16 protein-coding genes and 1 tRNA gene are annotated in these 18,150 nt (G+C 47.6%); 7 read left to right on the top strand and 10 right to left on the bottom strand.

Annotated elements, in window-relative coordinates:
* Positions 1–74: 74 nt before the first annotated feature.
* A complete protein-coding gene (locus C7R92_RS00415) occupies positions 75–1,184 on the top strand; it encodes an acyltransferase family protein (protein WP_106832826.1) in 1,110 nt (369 codons plus the stop codon).
* Positions 1,185–1,351: 167 nt separating this feature from the next.
* Positions 1,352–1,427: transfer RNA gene (locus C7R92_RS00410), tRNA-Ala, on the top strand.
* A 144-nt stretch (positions 1,428–1,571) separates the two neighbouring features.
* Here C7R92_RS00410 and C7R92_RS00405 read toward each other — a convergent pair.
* Entirely contained in the window at positions 1,572–4,166 is a 2,595-nt protein-coding gene (locus C7R92_RS00405) for an Ig-like domain-containing protein (protein WP_069846001.1), read from the bottom strand.
* A 183-nt stretch (positions 4,167–4,349) separates the two neighbouring features.
* Between C7R92_RS00405 and C7R92_RS00400 the strand changes: the two genes are divergently transcribed.
* Complete coding sequence (locus C7R92_RS00400) at positions 4,350–4,991, top strand: YdcF family protein (RefSeq protein ID WP_106832825.1); 642 nt, start codon at positions 4,350–4,352, stop codon at positions 4,989–4,991.
* Here the strand turns inward: C7R92_RS00400 and dnaI are convergent.
* The 3 genes from dnaI to nrdR form a co-directional block, all read right to left on the bottom strand.
* Positions 4,968–5,900: a primosomal protein DnaI gene (gene dnaI / locus C7R92_RS00395; RefSeq protein WP_106832824.1), complete on the bottom strand. Its 933-nt coding sequence runs from the start codon at positions 5,898–5,900 to the stop codon at positions 4,968–4,970. The genes C7R92_RS00400 and dnaI overlap by 24 nt on opposite strands.
* A gap of 15 nt (positions 5,901–5,915) precedes the next feature.
* A complete protein-coding gene (locus tag C7R92_RS00390; RefSeq protein WP_106832823.1) occupies positions 5,916–7,355 on the bottom strand; it encodes a replication initiation and membrane attachment family protein in 1,440 nt (479 codons plus the stop codon).
* A gap of 152 nt (positions 7,356–7,507) precedes the next feature.
* Positions 7,508–7,987: a transcriptional regulator NrdR gene (gene nrdR / locus C7R92_RS00385; RefSeq protein WP_069846011.1), complete on the bottom strand. Its 480-nt coding sequence runs from the start codon at positions 7,985–7,987 to the stop codon at positions 7,508–7,510.
* Between the two features lie 137 nt (positions 7,988–8,124).
* Here nrdR and C7R92_RS00380 point away from each other — a divergent pair, with 137 nt between their 5' ends.
* Positions 8,125–9,258: an HD-GYP domain-containing protein gene (locus C7R92_RS00380; protein ID WP_106832822.1), complete on the top strand. Its 1,134-nt coding sequence runs from the start codon at positions 8,125–8,127 to the stop codon at positions 9,256–9,258.
* A gap of 61 nt (positions 9,259–9,319) precedes the next feature.
* On the opposite strand, the gene C7R92_RS00375 is transcribed toward C7R92_RS00380, so the two are convergent.
* The 5 genes from C7R92_RS00375 to polA form a co-directional block, all read right to left on the bottom strand.
* Positions 9,320–10,366: a glyceraldehyde-3-phosphate dehydrogenase gene (locus C7R92_RS00375; RefSeq protein WP_069846016.1), complete on the bottom strand. Its 1,047-nt coding sequence runs from the start codon at positions 10,364–10,366 to the stop codon at positions 9,320–9,322.
* Between the two features lie 175 nt (positions 10,367–10,541).
* Complete coding sequence (locus C7R92_RS00370; protein ID WP_069846019.1) at positions 10,542–11,105, bottom strand: lytic transglycosylase domain-containing protein; 564 nt, start codon at positions 11,103–11,105, stop codon at positions 10,542–10,544.
* On the bottom strand, positions 11,102–11,710 hold the full coding sequence (coaE, locus tag C7R92_RS00365; RefSeq protein WP_017250773.1) for a dephospho-CoA kinase: 609 nt from the start codon (positions 11,708–11,710) through the stop codon (positions 11,102–11,104). The genes C7R92_RS00370 and coaE overlap by 4 nt, the downstream gene beginning before the upstream one ends.
* Before the next feature lie 52 nt (positions 11,711–11,762).
* Positions 11,763–12,593 carry a DNA-formamidopyrimidine glycosylase gene (gene mutM / locus C7R92_RS00360; protein ID WP_069846024.1) on the bottom strand — a complete coding sequence of 277 codons (831 nt, stop codon included), beginning with the start codon at positions 12,591–12,593 and terminating at the stop codon, positions 11,763–11,765.
* Positions 12,594–12,642: 49 nt separating this feature from the next.
* Entirely contained in the window at positions 12,643–15,291 is a 2,649-nt protein-coding gene (gene polA / locus C7R92_RS00355; protein WP_069846027.1) for a DNA polymerase I, read from the bottom strand.
* Between the two features lie 142 nt (positions 15,292–15,433).
* Between polA and C7R92_RS00350 the strand changes: the two genes are divergently transcribed.
* Positions 15,434–16,216 carry a divergent polysaccharide deacetylase family protein gene (locus C7R92_RS00350; protein WP_106832821.1) on the top strand — a complete coding sequence of 261 codons (783 nt, stop codon included), beginning with the start codon at positions 15,434–15,436 and terminating at the stop codon, positions 16,214–16,216.
* On the opposite strand, the gene C7R92_RS00345 is transcribed toward C7R92_RS00350, so the two are convergent.
* Complete coding sequence (locus C7R92_RS00345; protein WP_106832820.1) at positions 16,187–16,930, bottom strand: N-acetylmuramoyl-L-alanine amidase family protein; 744 nt, start codon at positions 16,928–16,930, stop codon at positions 16,187–16,189. The genes C7R92_RS00350 and C7R92_RS00345 overlap by 30 nt on opposite strands.
* 130 nt (positions 16,931–17,060) lie before the next feature.
* Between C7R92_RS00345 and C7R92_RS00340 the strand changes: the two genes are divergently transcribed.
* Positions 17,061–18,005: a DMT family transporter gene (locus C7R92_RS00340; RefSeq protein ID WP_106832819.1), complete on the top strand. Its 945-nt coding sequence runs from the start codon at positions 17,061–17,063 to the stop codon at positions 18,003–18,005.
* Positions 17,968–18,108, top strand: a complete 141-nt coding sequence (locus C7R92_RS31940; RefSeq protein WP_158265714.1) for a hypothetical protein — start codon at positions 17,968–17,970, stop codon at positions 18,106–18,108. Before C7R92_RS00340 ends, C7R92_RS31940 begins: the two co-directional genes overlap by 38 nt.
* The last annotated feature ends 42 nt before the right edge of the window (positions 18,109–18,150 follow it).

Here is an 18,150-nt window from a genome sequence, read left to right as displayed (position 1 = left end):
AGATACACATAAGTATGCCACTCTACTAGTATAGTGGCATTTATCAACAGTAAAGTTTACAAGGAGAGTCATCTATGAGTAATAGAATTAAAGAATTAGATTCAATACGAGGATTGGCGGCTATTACAGTGGTGATAGGACATTTTTGTTTAATGATACCATCCTTGCCTGATTCTATTAAATTTTCACCTCTTAGATTTTTATGGGCTGGTGGAGAAGCTGTAATCATTTTTTATGTACTCAGTGGTTTTGTCTTATCTATGGCCATTTATCATTCAAAAACAAATTATTGGGGATATTTAATTAAGCGATTTGTAAGAATTTATATCCCTTATTATGTCTGGATATTCATCACCTTTGCTTTATTTATTTTGTTTTCGCCATATGAAGTTACGGGACTACGAGATTGGTTCTATGATAAATGGCAAGGACCTATAACAACATTAGATATTCTCAATCACCTTGTGCTTCTTAATAACTTTTTTACAGATAATTACAATCCGGTTATCTGGTCATTGGCTCAAGAAATGCGTATATCTATCGTGTTTCCTTTGTTATTCCTTCTTTTTTATAAACAAAGTTGGAAGAAAACGATACTGTTTGCCATGAGCTTTTCTTTCATTAGTATTTTACTTAATATATTGCATATTGGAAAAGCTGAGGGATTTTATAATGGGTATGCTGATACACTGCATTTCACATCTATGTTTATGGTCGGAATGTTACTTTTTAAGCATCACGAAGAACTTGTCCGTTTATATAGAAATATGAAAAAATGGAAAAGAAGACTTCTTATCACATTAGGAGTCATTCTATATTTATACTCAACTGGAATTTTGTTTATTTCTCGTAGTGATACCTATTTTCTATTAAAAGATTGGGGCGTTGTAATTGGTGTTAGTATACTTATTATAATGGCTATGAGTAACCTAAAAGTAAAAGCAATTTTAAATAAGAGTGTATTTGTATACGTAGGGGAAATTTCATATAGTATCTATTTATGCCATTTTCCAATCATGATGGTACTATTTAAACTTTTGTATGCAAAGATTCCAATCTCTTTGCTGTTCCTCTTATGTGTTACAACGACAATATTGTTTTCTATCGTTTCGTATCATTTTATTGAAAAGAAATGTATAAAATGGGCAAAGCAAAGGACAATAAAATTCCAAAAAAAGGGGTAATATTTAATCGGTTCCTTATCTATTTAGGAACCGATTAAAATGCGCCCCACATGCGATTATACTACCAATTATATGAAAGAATTGCTGGTCAGTAGACTCCATATACTCATTAGTAAATATTTATTATTGACTATCTATCCAGCATATGTTAGTATTTAGACATTCATGGGGCCATAGCTCAGCTGGGAGAGTGCTTGACTGGCAGTCAAGAGGTCAGGGGTTCGATCCCCCTTGGCTCCACCATAATATAGAACGCACAAGTCACTTATACAAGGTGACTTTTTTTATTTTCACAAACTTGATAAATCCCCGTCCCTGCTGAAAAAAACCACGAAAAAAGCCAACCGATCTCCACCGGTTGGCTTCCCTCTTTTCCCTATCAATCTACTATCTCACCGTCACCACAATCGGTGTCTTCTTCCCACCGTATTGTACATAAATCGTCGCTTTACCAGAACCCGTCGCCTTGATGACGCCGTCCTTCACATCGGCTACCAACAGACGAGATGTGGTCCAGAGAGCTGGCTTGGTGACATTTTGCTCAGAGCCATCTGCATACGTAGCGATGACGTTCACTTGTTTCACTTCGCCCTTGCTCATCACGAGCTGGACGACATCTGTCTTCAAGTATTTCAATGTATCAACATCGACTGGGATGGATACGCTCTTGTCGTTGTATCTAGCTGTAATCGTTGCTTTTCCATAGGTACGTCCTGTAATGAGGCCTTTGGTTACGTCTGCTACCTTGTAGTTGCTCGTCTTCCAGTCAGCCATGGAGGTAACATCCATTGTGCGGCCATCGGAGAAGGTAGCGGTCAAGGTTACTTGTACGTTGCTGTTCGACTTCGTAGATACAAAGCGCTTGTTTGCTTCCAGCTTGCTCACGATTCCGACTTCTACTGGGATGCTGATCGATTTGCCGCCGTATTTCGCAGTGATCGTCGCACGTCCGTTTGAGAGACCTGTTACGCGGCCGTTTACCACATCCGCTACTTTAACCGAGGACGAGGACCATTCTGCATCGCTGGTCACATTGTCCGAATTGCCAGCGGAGTCTGTTGCGTTCAGCTTGATCTCTTTTGATTCGTTGACGTTCAGGATCAGCAGTCGAGGATCAACGGAGAGATTCGTCGCTTGGTCTACTTCTACTGCAATCGTAACCGATTTGCCATCGAAGGTACCTGTTACAGTCGTTTTCCCTGCTCCAGTCGCTGTGATCTTCCCGTTCATTACCTCTGCTACAGCAGCAGAAGCTGTGCTCCATGTCGCTGTATCTGTTACATCCTTGGTCGTTCCATCTGCGTAAGCTGCCGTCAGCTTAACGGTTTCGGACTTGCCATTGCCAAGCACGATCTTTTTCTTGTCTACCGTCAATGTCTGCATGACGCCAACAGATACGGAAATGTTCACTGTACGTGATCCGTATGTAGCTGTCACGGTCGCTGCACCTGTTGACACCCCAGTGATCAAGCCTTGACGCACGCTTGCTACGTTAGGAGCACTGGATGACCAAACGACTTTTTGTGTGACATCTTCAGCAGGAGAGCTTCCATCTGGATACGAAGCCGTTACCTTCACTTGCTTCGCGCCGCCCACTGGGATCGCTACTGTCGTGGTATCTGCGGACAAGTTTTGCGGTACATCTACATCGACAACCAGTGTCGCTGTTTTTCCGCCGTATTTAGCGGTTACATTCGCCGTTCCAGCCTTGTAGGCGGATACGGTCTTGCCGCTTGCAAATACGACATCTTGATTATCCGAAGACCACTCTACTTTTGAAGTGATATCTTCACTTGTTCCGTTTGCGAAAGATGCGTTTACAACTACGTCTTTCGTTGATCCGCTTTTCATCGTCAGGAAAGCTGGAGTGATATATATGGAACGAGGTACTTCTACATCTACACGTACCTGTACGGATTTGTTTCCGTACTTGGCAGTAATCACGGCTTCACCGGACTTCACCGCATGGATTTTCCCGTTGCTGTAGTACGCAACGTCCTCTCGATCGGAGGACCATTCGGCCTTATCGTTCACCACTGTGGAACCGCCGCCATTGGCATAAGTTGCTTTCAGCTCGATGTCTTCTTCCTTGCCCACATTCATGAAAATGTTTTGCTTGTTGAGTTCTAGCTTTTGCGTTGTATCCACATCTACTTTGATCGTCGCTGTTTTGGTTCCATACTTCGCAGTAATAGTTGCTGTACCTGCGCCATAAGCCTTGATCGTGCCTTTGAGCGCATCGGCTACAGCCGTATTGTCTGAAGACCATTCAGCCTTGTCGGAGACATCCTCCGTTACACTTCCATCCGGGAAAATGGCCTTGAGCTTGATTGTTTCTTCGCCGTTCAGCAAGAGTGAAACCTGGTTTTTGTTAGGCTCCAGTCTGTGGGCGATCTCGACATTAACAGAGATCGTTGTCGTCTGGCTGCCAAACTTCGCTGTCACGGTACCAGTTCCTGAATTCAAACCTTTGATTGCACCATTGACTACAGTCGCAATCGCTGGATTATCGATGGACCAGTCTGCTTGAGTCGTTACGTCTTCTGTTGTCCCATCGCTGTATACAGCTGTCAGCTTTACGTTTTCCGTGTTGCCGATCCGTACGTTCAACGTTTGATCTTCTGTCGTCAGTGCCTTTACCTTTTTCGTTACGGTTACACCCACTACAACAGGCTTACCCATGTACGTAGCTGTTACGGTAGATTTCCCTACCGATTTGGCTGTAATCTGCCCCGCATATACAGAGGCTACATCCGCATTTTGCGTGGTCCATTCTGTCTTGACGGTGACGTCTTCCGTTTTTCCGCTCACGTAAACAGCGGTAGCCGTCAGCTTGGTAGAATCTCCATTTTCCAATGTTACCTCGTTCTTGGACAGAACGAGTCGGCTGATTTCATCGGCAGCCAATCCTACCCCTGCGTTTCCAGTCCCCACTAATAGCAGGACGGCCAGAAACAAGAGCATCGTTTTTTTCCAGAACATTGCTAGCCTCCCTCGCAAGTATGAAATTTGCTGTTCTTCGAAACCATTCCACCATTACTATATCGGTAAAGAGCAAGAAACAATTTACTAGTTTTTCGTGTCAGGCATATGTCAAACTTTGTAACTAGACCGCATTTCAAACGTCTAAAGTTAAGAGAGCGACTATGAGGGAGATTTCGAAGAATGAAAAATCGAACGATAAACGCACAGCGTCCGTGCTGGCGCAGGATACGGATAGTGTTGGAGATTGTCATGCTGCTCGGTCTACTATGGTCGAGCTACAACTGGTACCGCATCGAACAGACGATTGAGGGAGCCAACGCCCGGCACGCAACCGTCGGCATTGTCCTCGGTGCAGCAGTATGGGGTGAGGGGCCTAGTCCTGGTCTGCGTGAACGTCTGGAGCAGGCCGCGACTTTGTATGAAGAAGGCTATGTATCGAAGCTGTTGGTCACAGGCGGCCTTGGTGAAGGCAAAACGATCACGGAAGCTGCTGTGAGCAGAAATTACTTGGTTGCCAAAGGAATTCCAGAAGAGGACATTTTGCTAGAAAACAAGTCTACCAGTACATACGAAAACCTGCTGTACGGCCAGCAGGTCTTGGAGGAACATCATATACAGGACGCCCTGATCATCAGCCACGACTATCATTTGGCCCGTGCAATGATCATGGCTGATTCACTGGGAATTGTCGCCTCGCCTGTCGGAACGACGTCACACGTCCTTTTTGGACCGTATCATAAGGCGAGAGAAGTACTCGCACTCACGCATTGGGAGCTCTCTCGCCTCTGGACACAAGTGCTAGGAACGGTGGTTCTCGCGTAAAATTTCATACACATCGACAAAATGGCGGATTCGCTCCATGATGCGAGCCGCTTTTGTTTGTTCAATCCGATTTCCGTTGGAGATAGACAAATGCTCTTGCAGTTCAATCAGCGCGTAGTTTGAAGTAAACAGCGTAGGCAAATGGTTGTTTGCCCGCTGATTCAAGATAACCCCCAAAATCTCGTCCCGAACCCATGGCGTCAGGTTTTCCGCGCCGATATCATCGAGGATCAGTACAGGCACTTCTTTCAGCAGCTCCAGCTTCCCCGCGTACGATTGATCCGAGATGGAATCCTTCATCTCCCGGATAAAGTCAGGTACATAAACCAGCAAGGAAGCGACATTGCGCTCCGAGAGCTCGCGACCGATTGCTCCCATGATGTAGCTTTTTCCAACCCCAAACGGACCGTGCAGATAAAGCCCTTTTACCCGCTCGCCTGTTCCAACTTTTTCACAGAACTGAATCGCAGCGTCTACGGTAGCCAAATTCCCGGAGTCAATGACCAAGCCCTCAAAGCTCGCGTTCAAGGTCTCTTCGGAAACATAGTAGCTGCGCATCAGTCGACGGCGGCGAATCTCTTCCTCATGCGACAATTGCTTGGAACAGGGCGTCATCGAGCTGATAATATGATGGTGAGCCAGCTCCAATTGAGTGCTATGCCCCTTGACCAAATTCGGGCACTCGCCAAGACCCGGACAACGCTCACACCAATACTGCTCCTTGACTGCCGTATAAATGTTGGAGAGCGAGCGGAGGTAGTCGTCCCGATTCAATTCGGGATGCTCTTGTTGAAATGCTTTTAAATACGCGGACGAACGGAACATTTTATCTAACTGCTGATCCGGTGTCAGCAACTGACGCGGTGTTCGTTTGGCGAGCTCTTGCATGAACTCACTGATAGATTCCACGTTCCCTCACACTCCTTATTTCCGTTTTCGCAAGGTTTCCAGTCTTTTCTGCAAGTCTGGAAAATCCTGAATGGACTGTTTCTTTTCAGCGTCCGATGTGGTTTTCTCCTGAGACAACTGCCACTCGACAGATGCTGGCAGCTTGTCCTGCAAGATAGCTCTACCGTTCCGTCTGACAGGAGCAGATTCCTTCTTGCCTGCTTTTGCCTTCTCAGCTGTTTGTGCCCGTTGATCCGCACGCTCGAGGATCTGCTTGACTGCCTCGTCAACTGTCGCGATCCGCTTGGCTTTCCAGCTGTCACGAATCGTCTCCATGTACGCTTTTGGCAGCTCCATTTGCATGCTGGCTAACGTATGGAGCAGCAGCGCATTGACGACTTCCGGCTGCATCGCATCCGCAAATACAAGCGTTTCAGCCCGTTCCAAAAACACCTTGCTGATTCTGCCACCAACGACCTTTTCCAACAGGGTCACCGGAGATAACTGGCGACAAGCACGGATAAAGGCTTCGCTACCAGGCTCAGGCAAGCGCCCTGGTCCAAAGTCATCCTCTGTCGTGTCAGTTGCAGGCGCAGTTCGGTATAGCTTGTCTTCCGTGTAGCGTTGCACCAAACGCTTGCGCAAAACTTCTCCGTCCAAACTCCGATCCGATTTGTACAGCGTCCAATCACGCAGCTCCTGCCCCATCCCCCAACTGTCCAGCTGATAGAAATGGCACAACGAGAACAACAGCTCCATGCTCTTGCCTTCCAAAACTTTGACCGAGTCGGCATTATCGGGCAAGTACAGGCGCAAGGACGATACACTCAACGAATGGTTGACTTGCGCCTCGTAGCCAGATTTCATCGGCGCTTGCGGGAAACTAGTGTCCATCTCGGTTAAAAACTGATCCCGCTCCGATCCTTTTTTCACTTCCAGCTCCGATGGTTTCAACGACTGGAATACATCATGAAAGTCTTTGGTGACGTTTTCCACGATGGAGTATTCTTGATCCAACTGACTGCCAAGCGTATCCGCATAATGCTGGCGCAGTTGCGAATAGCGAACGTTTTCGATTTTGTTTAACAACATCAACGACAGTACATAGTCTGCAAAAAACTCTGCCGGACTAAGCGGCGGTTTGATCAAATACTCGTAATAATAGTCACGCTGCTGATTTTCCCTGCGGCGCACCTCGACTAGCCCGATTGCCTCCAGACGTTCACGCGCATCCAATAGCCGATCCAGAGAAAGCGAAGTCGTCAGCATCAAACTGCGATGGGTCCCCTCCGAGGAGGCTCCGCTCACCTCCTGCACGCCATGGACGAGCAGTTGGTAGAGAGCGTACGATTCGACACCGATGATCGGCAAGTATAGCTGCGTAACAAAGCCCATTTCGGCAAAGCCAATCGGTCTTGCCATCCGCACCAGATAACGATCCTTCGGCAACAATTCGTTCCAAACTAAACGACGCATCAGATCTTTCCTTCCTGACAAAATTCGATTCTTTTATTATAGCACGACTACCCATTCATTCGCGGAAAAATCAGCTGGAAAGCCAAAGAAGCCCTGGCGGATCGGCCGCAAGAGCGTGAGAGAGAAGTTGCGAGTCTGATAGAAAAAGCTATCTATTCTTTTGGAAACGAGCTATTTCGCGCTTGAGCCAATAGCTCCTCCAGCTCTTTCATAAATACATTGATATCTTTGAATTGGCGATATACAGAGGCGAAACGTACATAGGCAACCTCATCGACATGGTATAAACGCTCCATGACCTTCTCCCCAACGTCATTGCTTGGGATCTCCGCTTGCCCGCAGCTGCGCAATTCTTTTTCAATGTCGTTCACTACATTTTCAAGCACTTCCAACGGTACGGGGCGTTTTTCGCAAGCGCGCACCAACCCGCGCAATATCTTGTCACGACTGAATTCCTCGCGTGTTCCGTCCTTTTTCACAATTAACAAAGGTGATTCTTCTACCATTTCAAAGGTAGTAAAACGGCGCTCGCAGGCTTCGCACTCACGGCGACGACGAATGGATTTATTATGATTGAAAGGACGTGAATCCAGGACTCTAGTCCCATTATATTCGCAAAATGGACAACGCATATCAGAATCAACTCCAATACTGACAATACTTGTCTACAGTGTCCCTCATATTCCTGTCAGAAGTCAAGTCAATCCTTGTACCTATTTAAAGCATAAGTCGAATGGAGTACAATTATGGTACTGTTGGAGGGATAGTCATGCGTTTAGTATCTTTAAGGCACCTACAGCCTGGAATGAAATTGGGACGTACGGTCTTCACAGAAGATGGAAAGGTGCTGCTTGGAACCGGTATGCTCTTAACGGAACGACTGATATCCGGATTAGAGCGAACTGGTGTCGATTCGGTGTATATCGATGATCCCCGTACCAATGACATCGTTGTAGAAGAAGTGATTCGCCCACAAACCAGGCAAGTAGCTGTGGAAGCCATCGAGAAGACGATCAAACAAATTACAAACTCAAACAAGCTGGCCCGGAAAATTTCCTTAAAAGAAATGGGCCTTCATTTTCAGCGTGCCTTTAGTTCAATATTGGACGACCTGATGCAAAACAAGCAAATGGTTGGACATTTGACGACAATCTCTTCTCATTCGCCATCCTTATACCATCACTCCGTGAATGTGGCCGTGCTGGCGACTGCTGTAGGCATGTCTCTGGGCTACAATCGCACACAGCTCATAAACCTAGGGGTAGGCGCCATGCTGCACGATATCGGCAAAGTGAGCCTGCCTGAAGAGCTGTTACAAAAAACAGAGCGTTGGACGGACGAAGAGAAGGAAATCGCCAAACAGCACACGATGCTTGGCTTTAATTTGTTGCGAAAGCAGCATGATATCTCGCTTATGTCAGCACATGTCTGCTTGCAACACCATGAACGACTAAATGGAAGTGGTTATCCACAGGGATTATCTGGCAAGCAAATTCACGAATTTGCGCAAATCGTCGGTCTCTGTGATATTTATGACTCATTGACTTCCCCACGTCCATGGCGCAAGCGGTACATGCCACAGGATGCTGTCGAGTACCTGCTAGGCGCTGGCGGTACGCTGTTCGAACACCATCTAGTCAATGCCTTTATCAAGCACATTGCTATCTTCCCGATTGGAAGCAGCGTCGTTTTGAATACCGGAGAAGTCGGGGTAGTGAGTCGGGTTGATCCGGATTATTCACATCGCCCTACTGTACGTGTACTAAAAGACGGCCGAGGAAACGACGTCCCAAGCCCTTATGACCTCGATCTCAAGGCGAACATCCGACTGTTTATTGTCAGCTTTGAAGATGATGATCTGTTTAACGTGAACTCATTAGATGAAACTTCTACCTCATCGTAAATACGAAGCAACGAAAAACCCCTTTGCTCGAAAATCGGCAAAGGGGTTTTGGTTATGCTACTTATTTTACACCCACAGCAGCTGCTTCTTTTGTTGCAGCTTGATTGTTCTGCTCGGAAACGTGGCGAACCAGATCTACGACACGGCAGGAGTAGCCCCACTCGTTATCGTACCAAGCAATCACTTTCACCTGATTGTCTCCCATTACCATCGTAGACAGACCGTCGATGATCGAGGAGTGATCGTTACCATTGAAATCGCTGGATACGAGCGGCTCGTCGCAGAACTCGAGGTAGCCTTTCATGCTGCCTTCGCTCGCTTCACGCAGGACACGGTTTACTTCGTCCAATGTAACAGGCTTCTTCGTATTGATTACCAAATCCACTACGGAAACGTTTGGAGTAGGTACGCGAAGTGAAAATCCATTCAGCTTGCCATTCAATTCTGGCAGAACCTTACCTACTGCACGAGCAGCTCCGGTAGTCGTTGGAATGATGGACTCGCTAGCTGCACGTGCACGACGCAGGTCTTTATGCGGATTGTCGAGATTCACCTGATCGTTTGTAAACGAGTGAATGGTAGTCATGAGACCTTGTTCGATACCGAATGCATCGTTGAGCACTTTTGCCACAGGTGCGAGACAGTTGGTCGTGCAAGACGCATTGGAGATAATGTGGTGATTGGCGTGGTCGTAGATACCTTCGTTTACACCCATCACGATCGTAACGTCTTCTTCTTTCGCTGGTGCTGTAATCACAACTTTTTTCGCACCGCTTTGCAGATGCTTGCCAGCGCCTTCGCGATTGTTGAACTTGCCTGTAGCTTCTACGACGATCTCTACTCCGAGGTCACCCCAAGGCAGCTTCAGCGGATCACGGTCAGACAGGACAACTGTTGCTTTTCCATCTACGATAATCTTGTTGTCTTGGACTTCCACTTTATTTTGCAGGCGTCCGTGGATCGTGTCATATTTCAACAAATGTGCAAGCGTCTCCGCTGGATAGCTGGCGTTGATTGCAACGATTTCAATGTTGGGGTCCTGGATAGCGCGGCGGAATACCATGCGGCCAATACGTCCGAAACCATTAATACCGATTTTAATTGTCATATATAGAAACCCCTTCCGAATTGAGTTACGCTTATCTGATACTTTTATTATAATAAGTATGACACAATTATCAATGTGTTTTACTGAAAAATAAATATTTGGACGATTTACCCTACCCAAAAAAAGAGGAAAAAGCCGCTCTCTTATCCATAAGAGAAGCGGCTTTTCATGACTTTTAACGTAATTGAAAGTCGTATATATTTTTGTAACGATCATGATAATAGAGCACTCGCTGGACATATTGACGAGTCTCCCCATATGGAATGTCCTCAATCGTCTCTCGAGTTCCGTTCCATTGCTCACTCGCGAGCCATCCGTTTACTTTCCCCGGACCAGCGTTGTAGGCTGCAATGACTTTGACAATATCCCCATCATAGCGGGACAGCAAAAAATCGAGATACCATGTCCCAATCTCGATGTTCATGACAGTGTCGTACAAGTATTGACTGTCCTTTGGACGGAAGCCCGCCTCCTTGACGATCCACTGCGCTGTTTCCGGCATGATTTGCATGAGCCCGACGGCACCTTTTTTCGAAACGCGATCTGTCGCAAACCCACTCTCGGAACGAATGACGGCCAATACCAAATGAGGGTCCACCTCATATTTCAGTGCAGCCGTCACAATCTGTTGCTCATATTTGATCGGGTACATCCATTTCCACACCAATGGCGTGTTTAGCAGCAGAAATACACTCGCCAAAACGAGCAAGATCAATGCTGCACGTTTGCCAAAACTCATGATTGACGCTCCGATCGAATCGCGGCCAATACAGCCTCCACTTGACGCTCGGTTTCTTCACGCGAACCAGAATTATCGATCAAAAAGTCTGCGCCTTGCTTCTTCTGATCAATGGGAAACTGCGCCCGCAGTCTTTTTCGTGCTTGTTCTTCTTCCAATTCGTCGCGCTCCAGCATTCTCGCCAATTGCATCTCGTAGGGCGCATAGACGACCACGATTTTTTCTACCATATGCGTAAGCTTGCTCTCATACAGCAGAGGAATGTCCATAAAGACGATCTCGGCTCCATTCGCTTCCGCTGCTTCGGCCTCTTCCCGCATAACGCGGCGTACCTCGGGATGGACGATGGCGTTCAGCTTTTGACGCTCGGACTCGTCCGAAAACACGATCTCACCTAGTTTTTTCCGATCAATTTGACCATCTTCCAATAGGATCTCTCTTCCAAAATGGCGCACGATCGCTTCATGGGCTACTTTACCTGGTTCTACGACCTCTCTGGCGATTTGGTCAGCGTCAATGACAGGAATTCCGCGCTCTCGAAGCATACCTGTCACCGTGCTTTTCCCAGTGGCAATTCCGCCTGTTAACCCTAGTATCATGCCCATCCTCCTCCCTTGGTCGAACTGTTATAACTGCTTTGTGAAAAACTTCTCGAGGTTACTGGTTCTTTTGGCAGTCCGGGCAAATATGCGTCCCTCTGCCGCCGACTACAAACCGAATGATTTCGGCCCCGCACTTCGTACATGCCTCATCTTTTCGTCCATAAACTAATAGAGACTGTTGGAACATTCCCATCTCGCCCTGTCCGTTCACATACGACTTGATGGAGCTACCACCTTGTTCTACCGCTTCTTGCAAGGTAGAGACGATGCTTTCGTGCAGTCGGATAACTTCTTTATCTGTCAGCATTCCTGCTGGTTTCTCCGGATGAATGCCTGCTTTAAAGAGTGACTCGTCCACATAGATATTCCCCAGCCCTACAATACATTCCTGGTTTAGGAGAAGTGGCTTAATTTTTGTTGACCGTCCTTTTACCAATTTCCCCAAAACTTCAGGAGTAAAACTCTTATCTAGCGGTTCTACTCCCAGTTTTGCCAAAGGTCCGACGGTTGTTTCCTTCCCCTTAGGGAATAGATCCATCGTCCCGAACTGGCGAACATCCCGATAACGCAGCTCCGTTCCGTCCGTAAAATGGAAGACGACATGGGTATGCTTCTCAACGGGATCATCCGCTTGATACACGCCATAGCGCCCTTCCATTCGCAGATGGGACACAAGCACATCCTCGTTTAAGAAAAACTGAATGAATTTTGCCCGCCGTTGGATATCCTGGATGGTTTGTCCCACCAAGAGAGATTTGAAAGCTTCCACATCATCTGGCTGACGCACAATACGCGCCAAATGAACACTTACTCTCTCAATCGTTTTTCCCATGACCAAGCCTCGCAGAGTCCGTACGACGGTTTCTACCTCCGGCAATTCTGGCATATGCCCTCCTCCTCTCGCTGTCTATCCATGTTTTATTGTCTAGGCATGCCTACTTCGCATCGTACCAAGTACGTCCATCACTGACGTCCACCTTGAGTGGCACATTGAGTGACAGTGCACTCTCCATCACTTCTGGCACCAGCTTGCGCATGACCTCAAGCTCATTTTCTGGGACTTCAAATACAAGTTCATCGTGCACCTGCAAAAGCATGCGGCTAGCGAGACCTTTCTCCTCGATTGCCTCCTGCATGCGAATCATCGCCAGCTTGATCACATCGGCAGCAGTACCCTGGATCGGCGTATTCATCGCAGTACGCTCGGCAAACGAACGCAGGTTAAAGTTGCTGCTGCGAATATCAGGCAGGTAGCGGCGGCGGTTCAACAAGGTCGTCACATAGCCATCTACCTTCGCCTGTTGGACAATCTCGTCCATCCAGCGCTTCACACCGGAGAAGACAGCGAAGTAGCGCTCAATAAAGTCCCCAGCTTCTTTGCGGGTAATATTGAGGTTTTGCGACAGACCGTAGTCGCTGATGCCGTATACGATCCCAAAGTTGACCGCTTTGGCCTGACGACGCATCAGCGAGGTCACTTCTTCCTCACTCACACCAAATACGTCCATGGCAGTGCGGGTATGAATGTCCATTCCCTTTTGGAAGGCGTCAATCAAGTTTTCGTCTTGCGAAATGTGGGCCAAAATCCGCAGCTCAATCTGGGAATAGTCAGCCGCCAGCATGTACCAGCCATCCTCCGACGGGATAAACGCCTCGCGAATCTTGCGTCCTTCTTCCATGCGGATCGGGATATTTTGCAGATTCGGATCCGTACTGGACAGGCGCCCTGTAGCTGTAGTCGCTTGGTTGTAAAGTGTATGCACCTTGCTCGTCTTCGTATGGATTTCCTTGGTCAAGCCCTCAATATACGTAGAGCGGAGCTTGCCGAGCTGACGGAAGGTCAGGATCGCATCGATGATCGGATGATAAGGAGCCAGCTTCTCCAATACATCTGCACTGGTAGAAGGACCTGTTTTGGTCTTTTTCAATACAGGCAGAGATAAGCGATCAAACAAAATTTCACCCAATTGCTTCGGCGAGTTGATGTTGAATGCCCCACCCGCCAGCTCGTAAATCTGATCTGTCAGACCCGCGAGCTTTTTGTCCAAGTCTTCCCCCATTTGCACAAGGCGTTCACTGTTTACCTTTATGCCTTGCTTTTCCATGAGAGCCAGTACCATACTCAGCGGAGCTTCCAATTCACCGAGCAGCTTTTCCATTTCGTTCTCCGCCAGCTGCTCGCGCAATACAGGCACACTCTGCCAGATTGCGGCCGCTTTATGCGCTACATGCTCGCTCAGCACGTCCATTTCAGGAACAAGACGTTTGGCACCCTTGCCGTACACCTCTTCATCTGACAATACCCGTGTTTGTGCGTATTGTGCCGCTATGCTATCCAATGTCGGGTTGCTCTCAGTCGCATTCAGGAGGTAAGAGGCGAGGTACACATCAAAGCTGATGCCTTTTATCGCCAAATCATGCCAGGCGAGTCCAACCGTGTCTCGCTTGCCGTCAAATACCCACTTCTCCTTCGCGGAATCAGCCAGCCACTCACAGAGTGCCTTCCATTCCTTAGCTACGTCCCACGGAACGAACATCACCGTATCTTCCGCAGCAAGTCCAATTCCGAGGAATGGCGCATGATGATAGTTTTCTCCGTCCATTTCGATGTAAAGAGCCATTGGTGACGTCAGCTTGGACTCGTACGCCGCTTTGTTTTCCTCTGAAATCATCTCAAACGAAAACGGCTTGGCGTCTGCTTGTCCGCTTCCATCTGCTGGCTGTGCCACTTTGATCTTGGACAGCAGCGATTTGAACTCCATCTTTTTAAAGAACTCGCTTAGCGGTACACCATCATAACCTTCATAGCCAGTCTCTTGCACATCCAGCTCCACAGGCGCTTCACGCAAAATGGTTGCCAAGGCTTTACTCATGTTCGCCTTGTCTACATTCTCACGCAGGTTCTCTTGCAGCTTTTTCCCCGAGACTTTATCTATGTTTTCCAGTACTTGCTCGACAGAGCCGTATTCGTGCAGCAGCTTCAGCGCTGTTTTCTCCCCGACACCAGGGACACCTGGAATGTTGTCGGATGAATCGCCCATCAAGCCTTTCAGATCAATTATTTGCAGCGGCTTAAGGCCGTACTTTTCGTGAATTTCTTGCGGAGTGTACAGCTCGATTTCACTGACTCCCTTGCGCGTCAAAGCGACGGATACATGCTCAGACACGAGCTGCAGCATATCTTTGTCTCCGGTAATGACAGTCGTTTTCCAAGCTTGCCCATCTGCCTGCTTCGTCAACGTACCGATAATGTCATCCGCCTCGTAGCCTTCCAGTTCGAAGCGCTTGATTGAGAAGGCATCCAACAGCTCCCGAATCAATGGAAACTGTTCAGACAGCTCCGGCGGAGTTTTACTGCGTCCCCCTTTGTACTCAGCATACTCGCTATGGCGAAACACGACTTTTCCCGCGTCAAAAGCAACCATGATATGCGTTGGCTTCATTTCCTCCAACACTTTTAACAGCATAGTCGTAAAGCCCAGCACTGCGTTCGTATGCAGTCCTGCCGATGTGGACAATAAAGGGAGCGCATAAAACGCCCGGTTCGCAACACTGTTTCCATCAATCAACACAAAATGACTCAAGGAATTCGACCCCTCTCGTTACAAAACTACTATCTTTAATCGTAACATAGGGCAAACATCAAAGCCAAGCCGTAGATATGGCGGGTAAAGAACAAGGTGATTGAACAGACTATGAAAAAAATTGGACAAGGAAGGTGATCCTATGAATGCGAGGAAATTGATTCCGCTCTTGCTCACGCTATTTCTTTCCTTCGGGTCAATACCAGCAACAGCGACCCCACATGCAGATGCCGAGCCCGCAGGCAAAAAGCTGATGGCATTTGTCATTGATGACTTCGGGAACAACATGCAAGGGACGGATGAAATATTATCAATGCCAGTCCCTCTCACTGTTGCTGTCATGCCGTTTCTGCCAAGCACCAAGCAGGATGCCGAGCTCGCCCATCAAAAAGGACATGATGTACTCGTTCACATGCCGATGGAACCGATGAAAGGAAAACGCTCCTGGCTCGGTCCTGGAGCCATTACGGCTGATCTGTCCGACGATGAGATTCGCAGCCGCGTGGAAAAAGCGATTGACGATGTCCCACATGCGATTGGCATGAACAACCATATGGGGTCAAAAATAACCGCTGACGAGAGAATCATGCGTATCATCATGAAGGTCGTCAAGGAGCGTGGGCTCATTTACCTGGATAGCAAGACCACTGATAAAAGCGTGGCGGCGAAAATCGCGGCTGAAATGGGCGTGCCCCATGCAGTGAATCAAATTTTTCTCGATGACGTGTACTCCGTCCCACATATTACGAAGCAAATGGAGCTCGTCTGCAAACGAATCCACAACCATCCCCTATGTATCGCGATAGGCCATGTTGGGCCTCCTGGCAAGAAAACAGCCTCCGTTCTGCGCCAGTATATCCCGCGAATTCAGAAGGAGGCCGAATTTGTAACCATTTCAAAGCTTATCCAGCAAACTGCTCATTAATTTTCGCCACCAGCTCTCCTTCACACGAGCCTCCGTTTTCAGATTTCCCGACAGCTTTACGTACTCGCTCACGGCTTCTGTAATGGCCTGAGCGATTTTTTCTTGTGCTTTGGGATTCGTTAACATTTCGCGGTCATGCGCATTGCTGATAAAACCCATCTCCACGATGACAGACGGACAGTAGTTATGACGGAGCATGTAGTACATCTTGCCCTTGACTGGCTTTTCGTTTGTTCCTGTGAGCTTGTTCAGCGAGTTTTGCAGTAGCTCTGCCAACAGATAGCTTTCTTCTGTGTTTTGATGCAAAATAATCGCGCCCCTGCGCCGAGGACTGGGCGACCAGTTTACATGCAAGCTGAGCATCATCTGCGGACCGATTTCTTTTGCCAAATTTTTGCGCTGTGCAAGGTCACGTATATGCCGGGATCGATTGTCCAACCAACGATTGTCATCGCTTAGTGCAACATCCTTGTGCCGATTCAAAGCAACGATGTATCCCGTTGCTGTCAACTGTTGGTATAGTTGCTTGGCAATTTGCAGGTTGATGTCTTTTTCGTACAAATCCCCATAAGAAGTTCCCGAGTCTACACCCCCATGACCTACATCAATCAAAATGTGAAAGGGGGTGAGCGGCAATGCCTCGCTTCCCGTCGGGATACAGATGAGGATAAGTATGAAAGCAGCGATACGGAAAATAGCCTGTAAGTTTCTCATGCCAGTAGGATAACCGGATTGAAAAGAAACCTTTCAAACGGCGAGGTACACATAACATTGTGAATTTTTTAATCCAACTGTACAATTACAATAATGAACCATGACCTTACCCGCATAAGAAGGTGTACTGATGAATCAATCTTTGGAAAAACCGTTATTCCCCCCGTATTTGGCTCTCTTAATCGGGGTGATCGCCATTTCCTCTTCTGCGATCTTTGTAAAGCTATCGGATGCGCCTGCTCCGATTATCGCTACGTATCGCCTGATTTTTTCTGTTCTCTTAACACTTCCTTTTTTATTCTGGAATCGTGGCGCCATCGCAGAGATTGGAAAAATGTCCAAAAAAGTGTGGCTACTCTGTATTTTATCCGGGGCCTTTTTGGCAAGCCACTTTCTGTTGTGGTTTGAATCGCTGAACTACACGTCTGTAGCCAGTTCTACTGTGCTCGTTACCTTGCAGCCATTATTTGCATTCATCTGCGGTTATTTCTTTTTTGGTGAAAAAGTTCGATTTCTGGCTCTATCCGGCGGCTTGCTGGCGATTGCGGGAAGCTTTGTGATTGGCTGGGGAGACTTTCAAGTAGGCGGCATGGCTCTGTGGGGTGATTTCCTCGCATTGATGGGAGCTGTCACTGTGACGGGCTACTGGCTGGTTGGGCAGTACGTTCGCCAGCATATGTCCTCCTTTGCCTACACACTCGTCGTCTATACAGCCACCAGCGTGATTCTGGTCGCCTATGATCTGGCTCTCGGGTATTCGCTCGTCGGTTACCCTGCGGCGGATTGGGGCTGGTTCTTCTGTCTCGCCCTGTTCCCGACCTTGCTTGGACATTCTATTTTTAACTGGATCATTAAATGGCTCAATACGACGACGATATCCATGGGAATTTTGGGAGAACCGATCGGGACTGCGATTCTCGCTTACTTCATCTTGGGTGAAGTGGTAACGCCTCCGCAATGGATCGGCGGCTTGATCATTATCGCCGGCATTTATGTGTTCATTCGTTTTAATCAACCTGCTAAAGGAGTGTCCTCCATTGAACAAGCAACCGGAGAACCGAAAAAGCTTGCGTGAATTCGTCAAGGGACTGAGTATTTGGGCGAAGATTGGCTGGACAGTTCTTCTTGGCTACATCGTAGGACGGATTTTGTACTGGTTATTTAAAATGATGTCCTAACAGGCAAAAGGGGCAATTCCAAAGAAGTCTTCGATAAGACTT

Origin of the sequence: Brevibacillus porteri, assembly GCF_003013475.1 — a bacterium.
In the GTDB taxonomy this organism is placed as follows: Bacteria; Bacillota; Bacilli; order Brevibacillales; family Brevibacillaceae; genus Brevibacillus; species Brevibacillus porteri.
The sequence above is the reverse complement of the archived record's forward strand: the minus strand, read 5'-3'. Positions and strand labels throughout refer to the sequence as shown.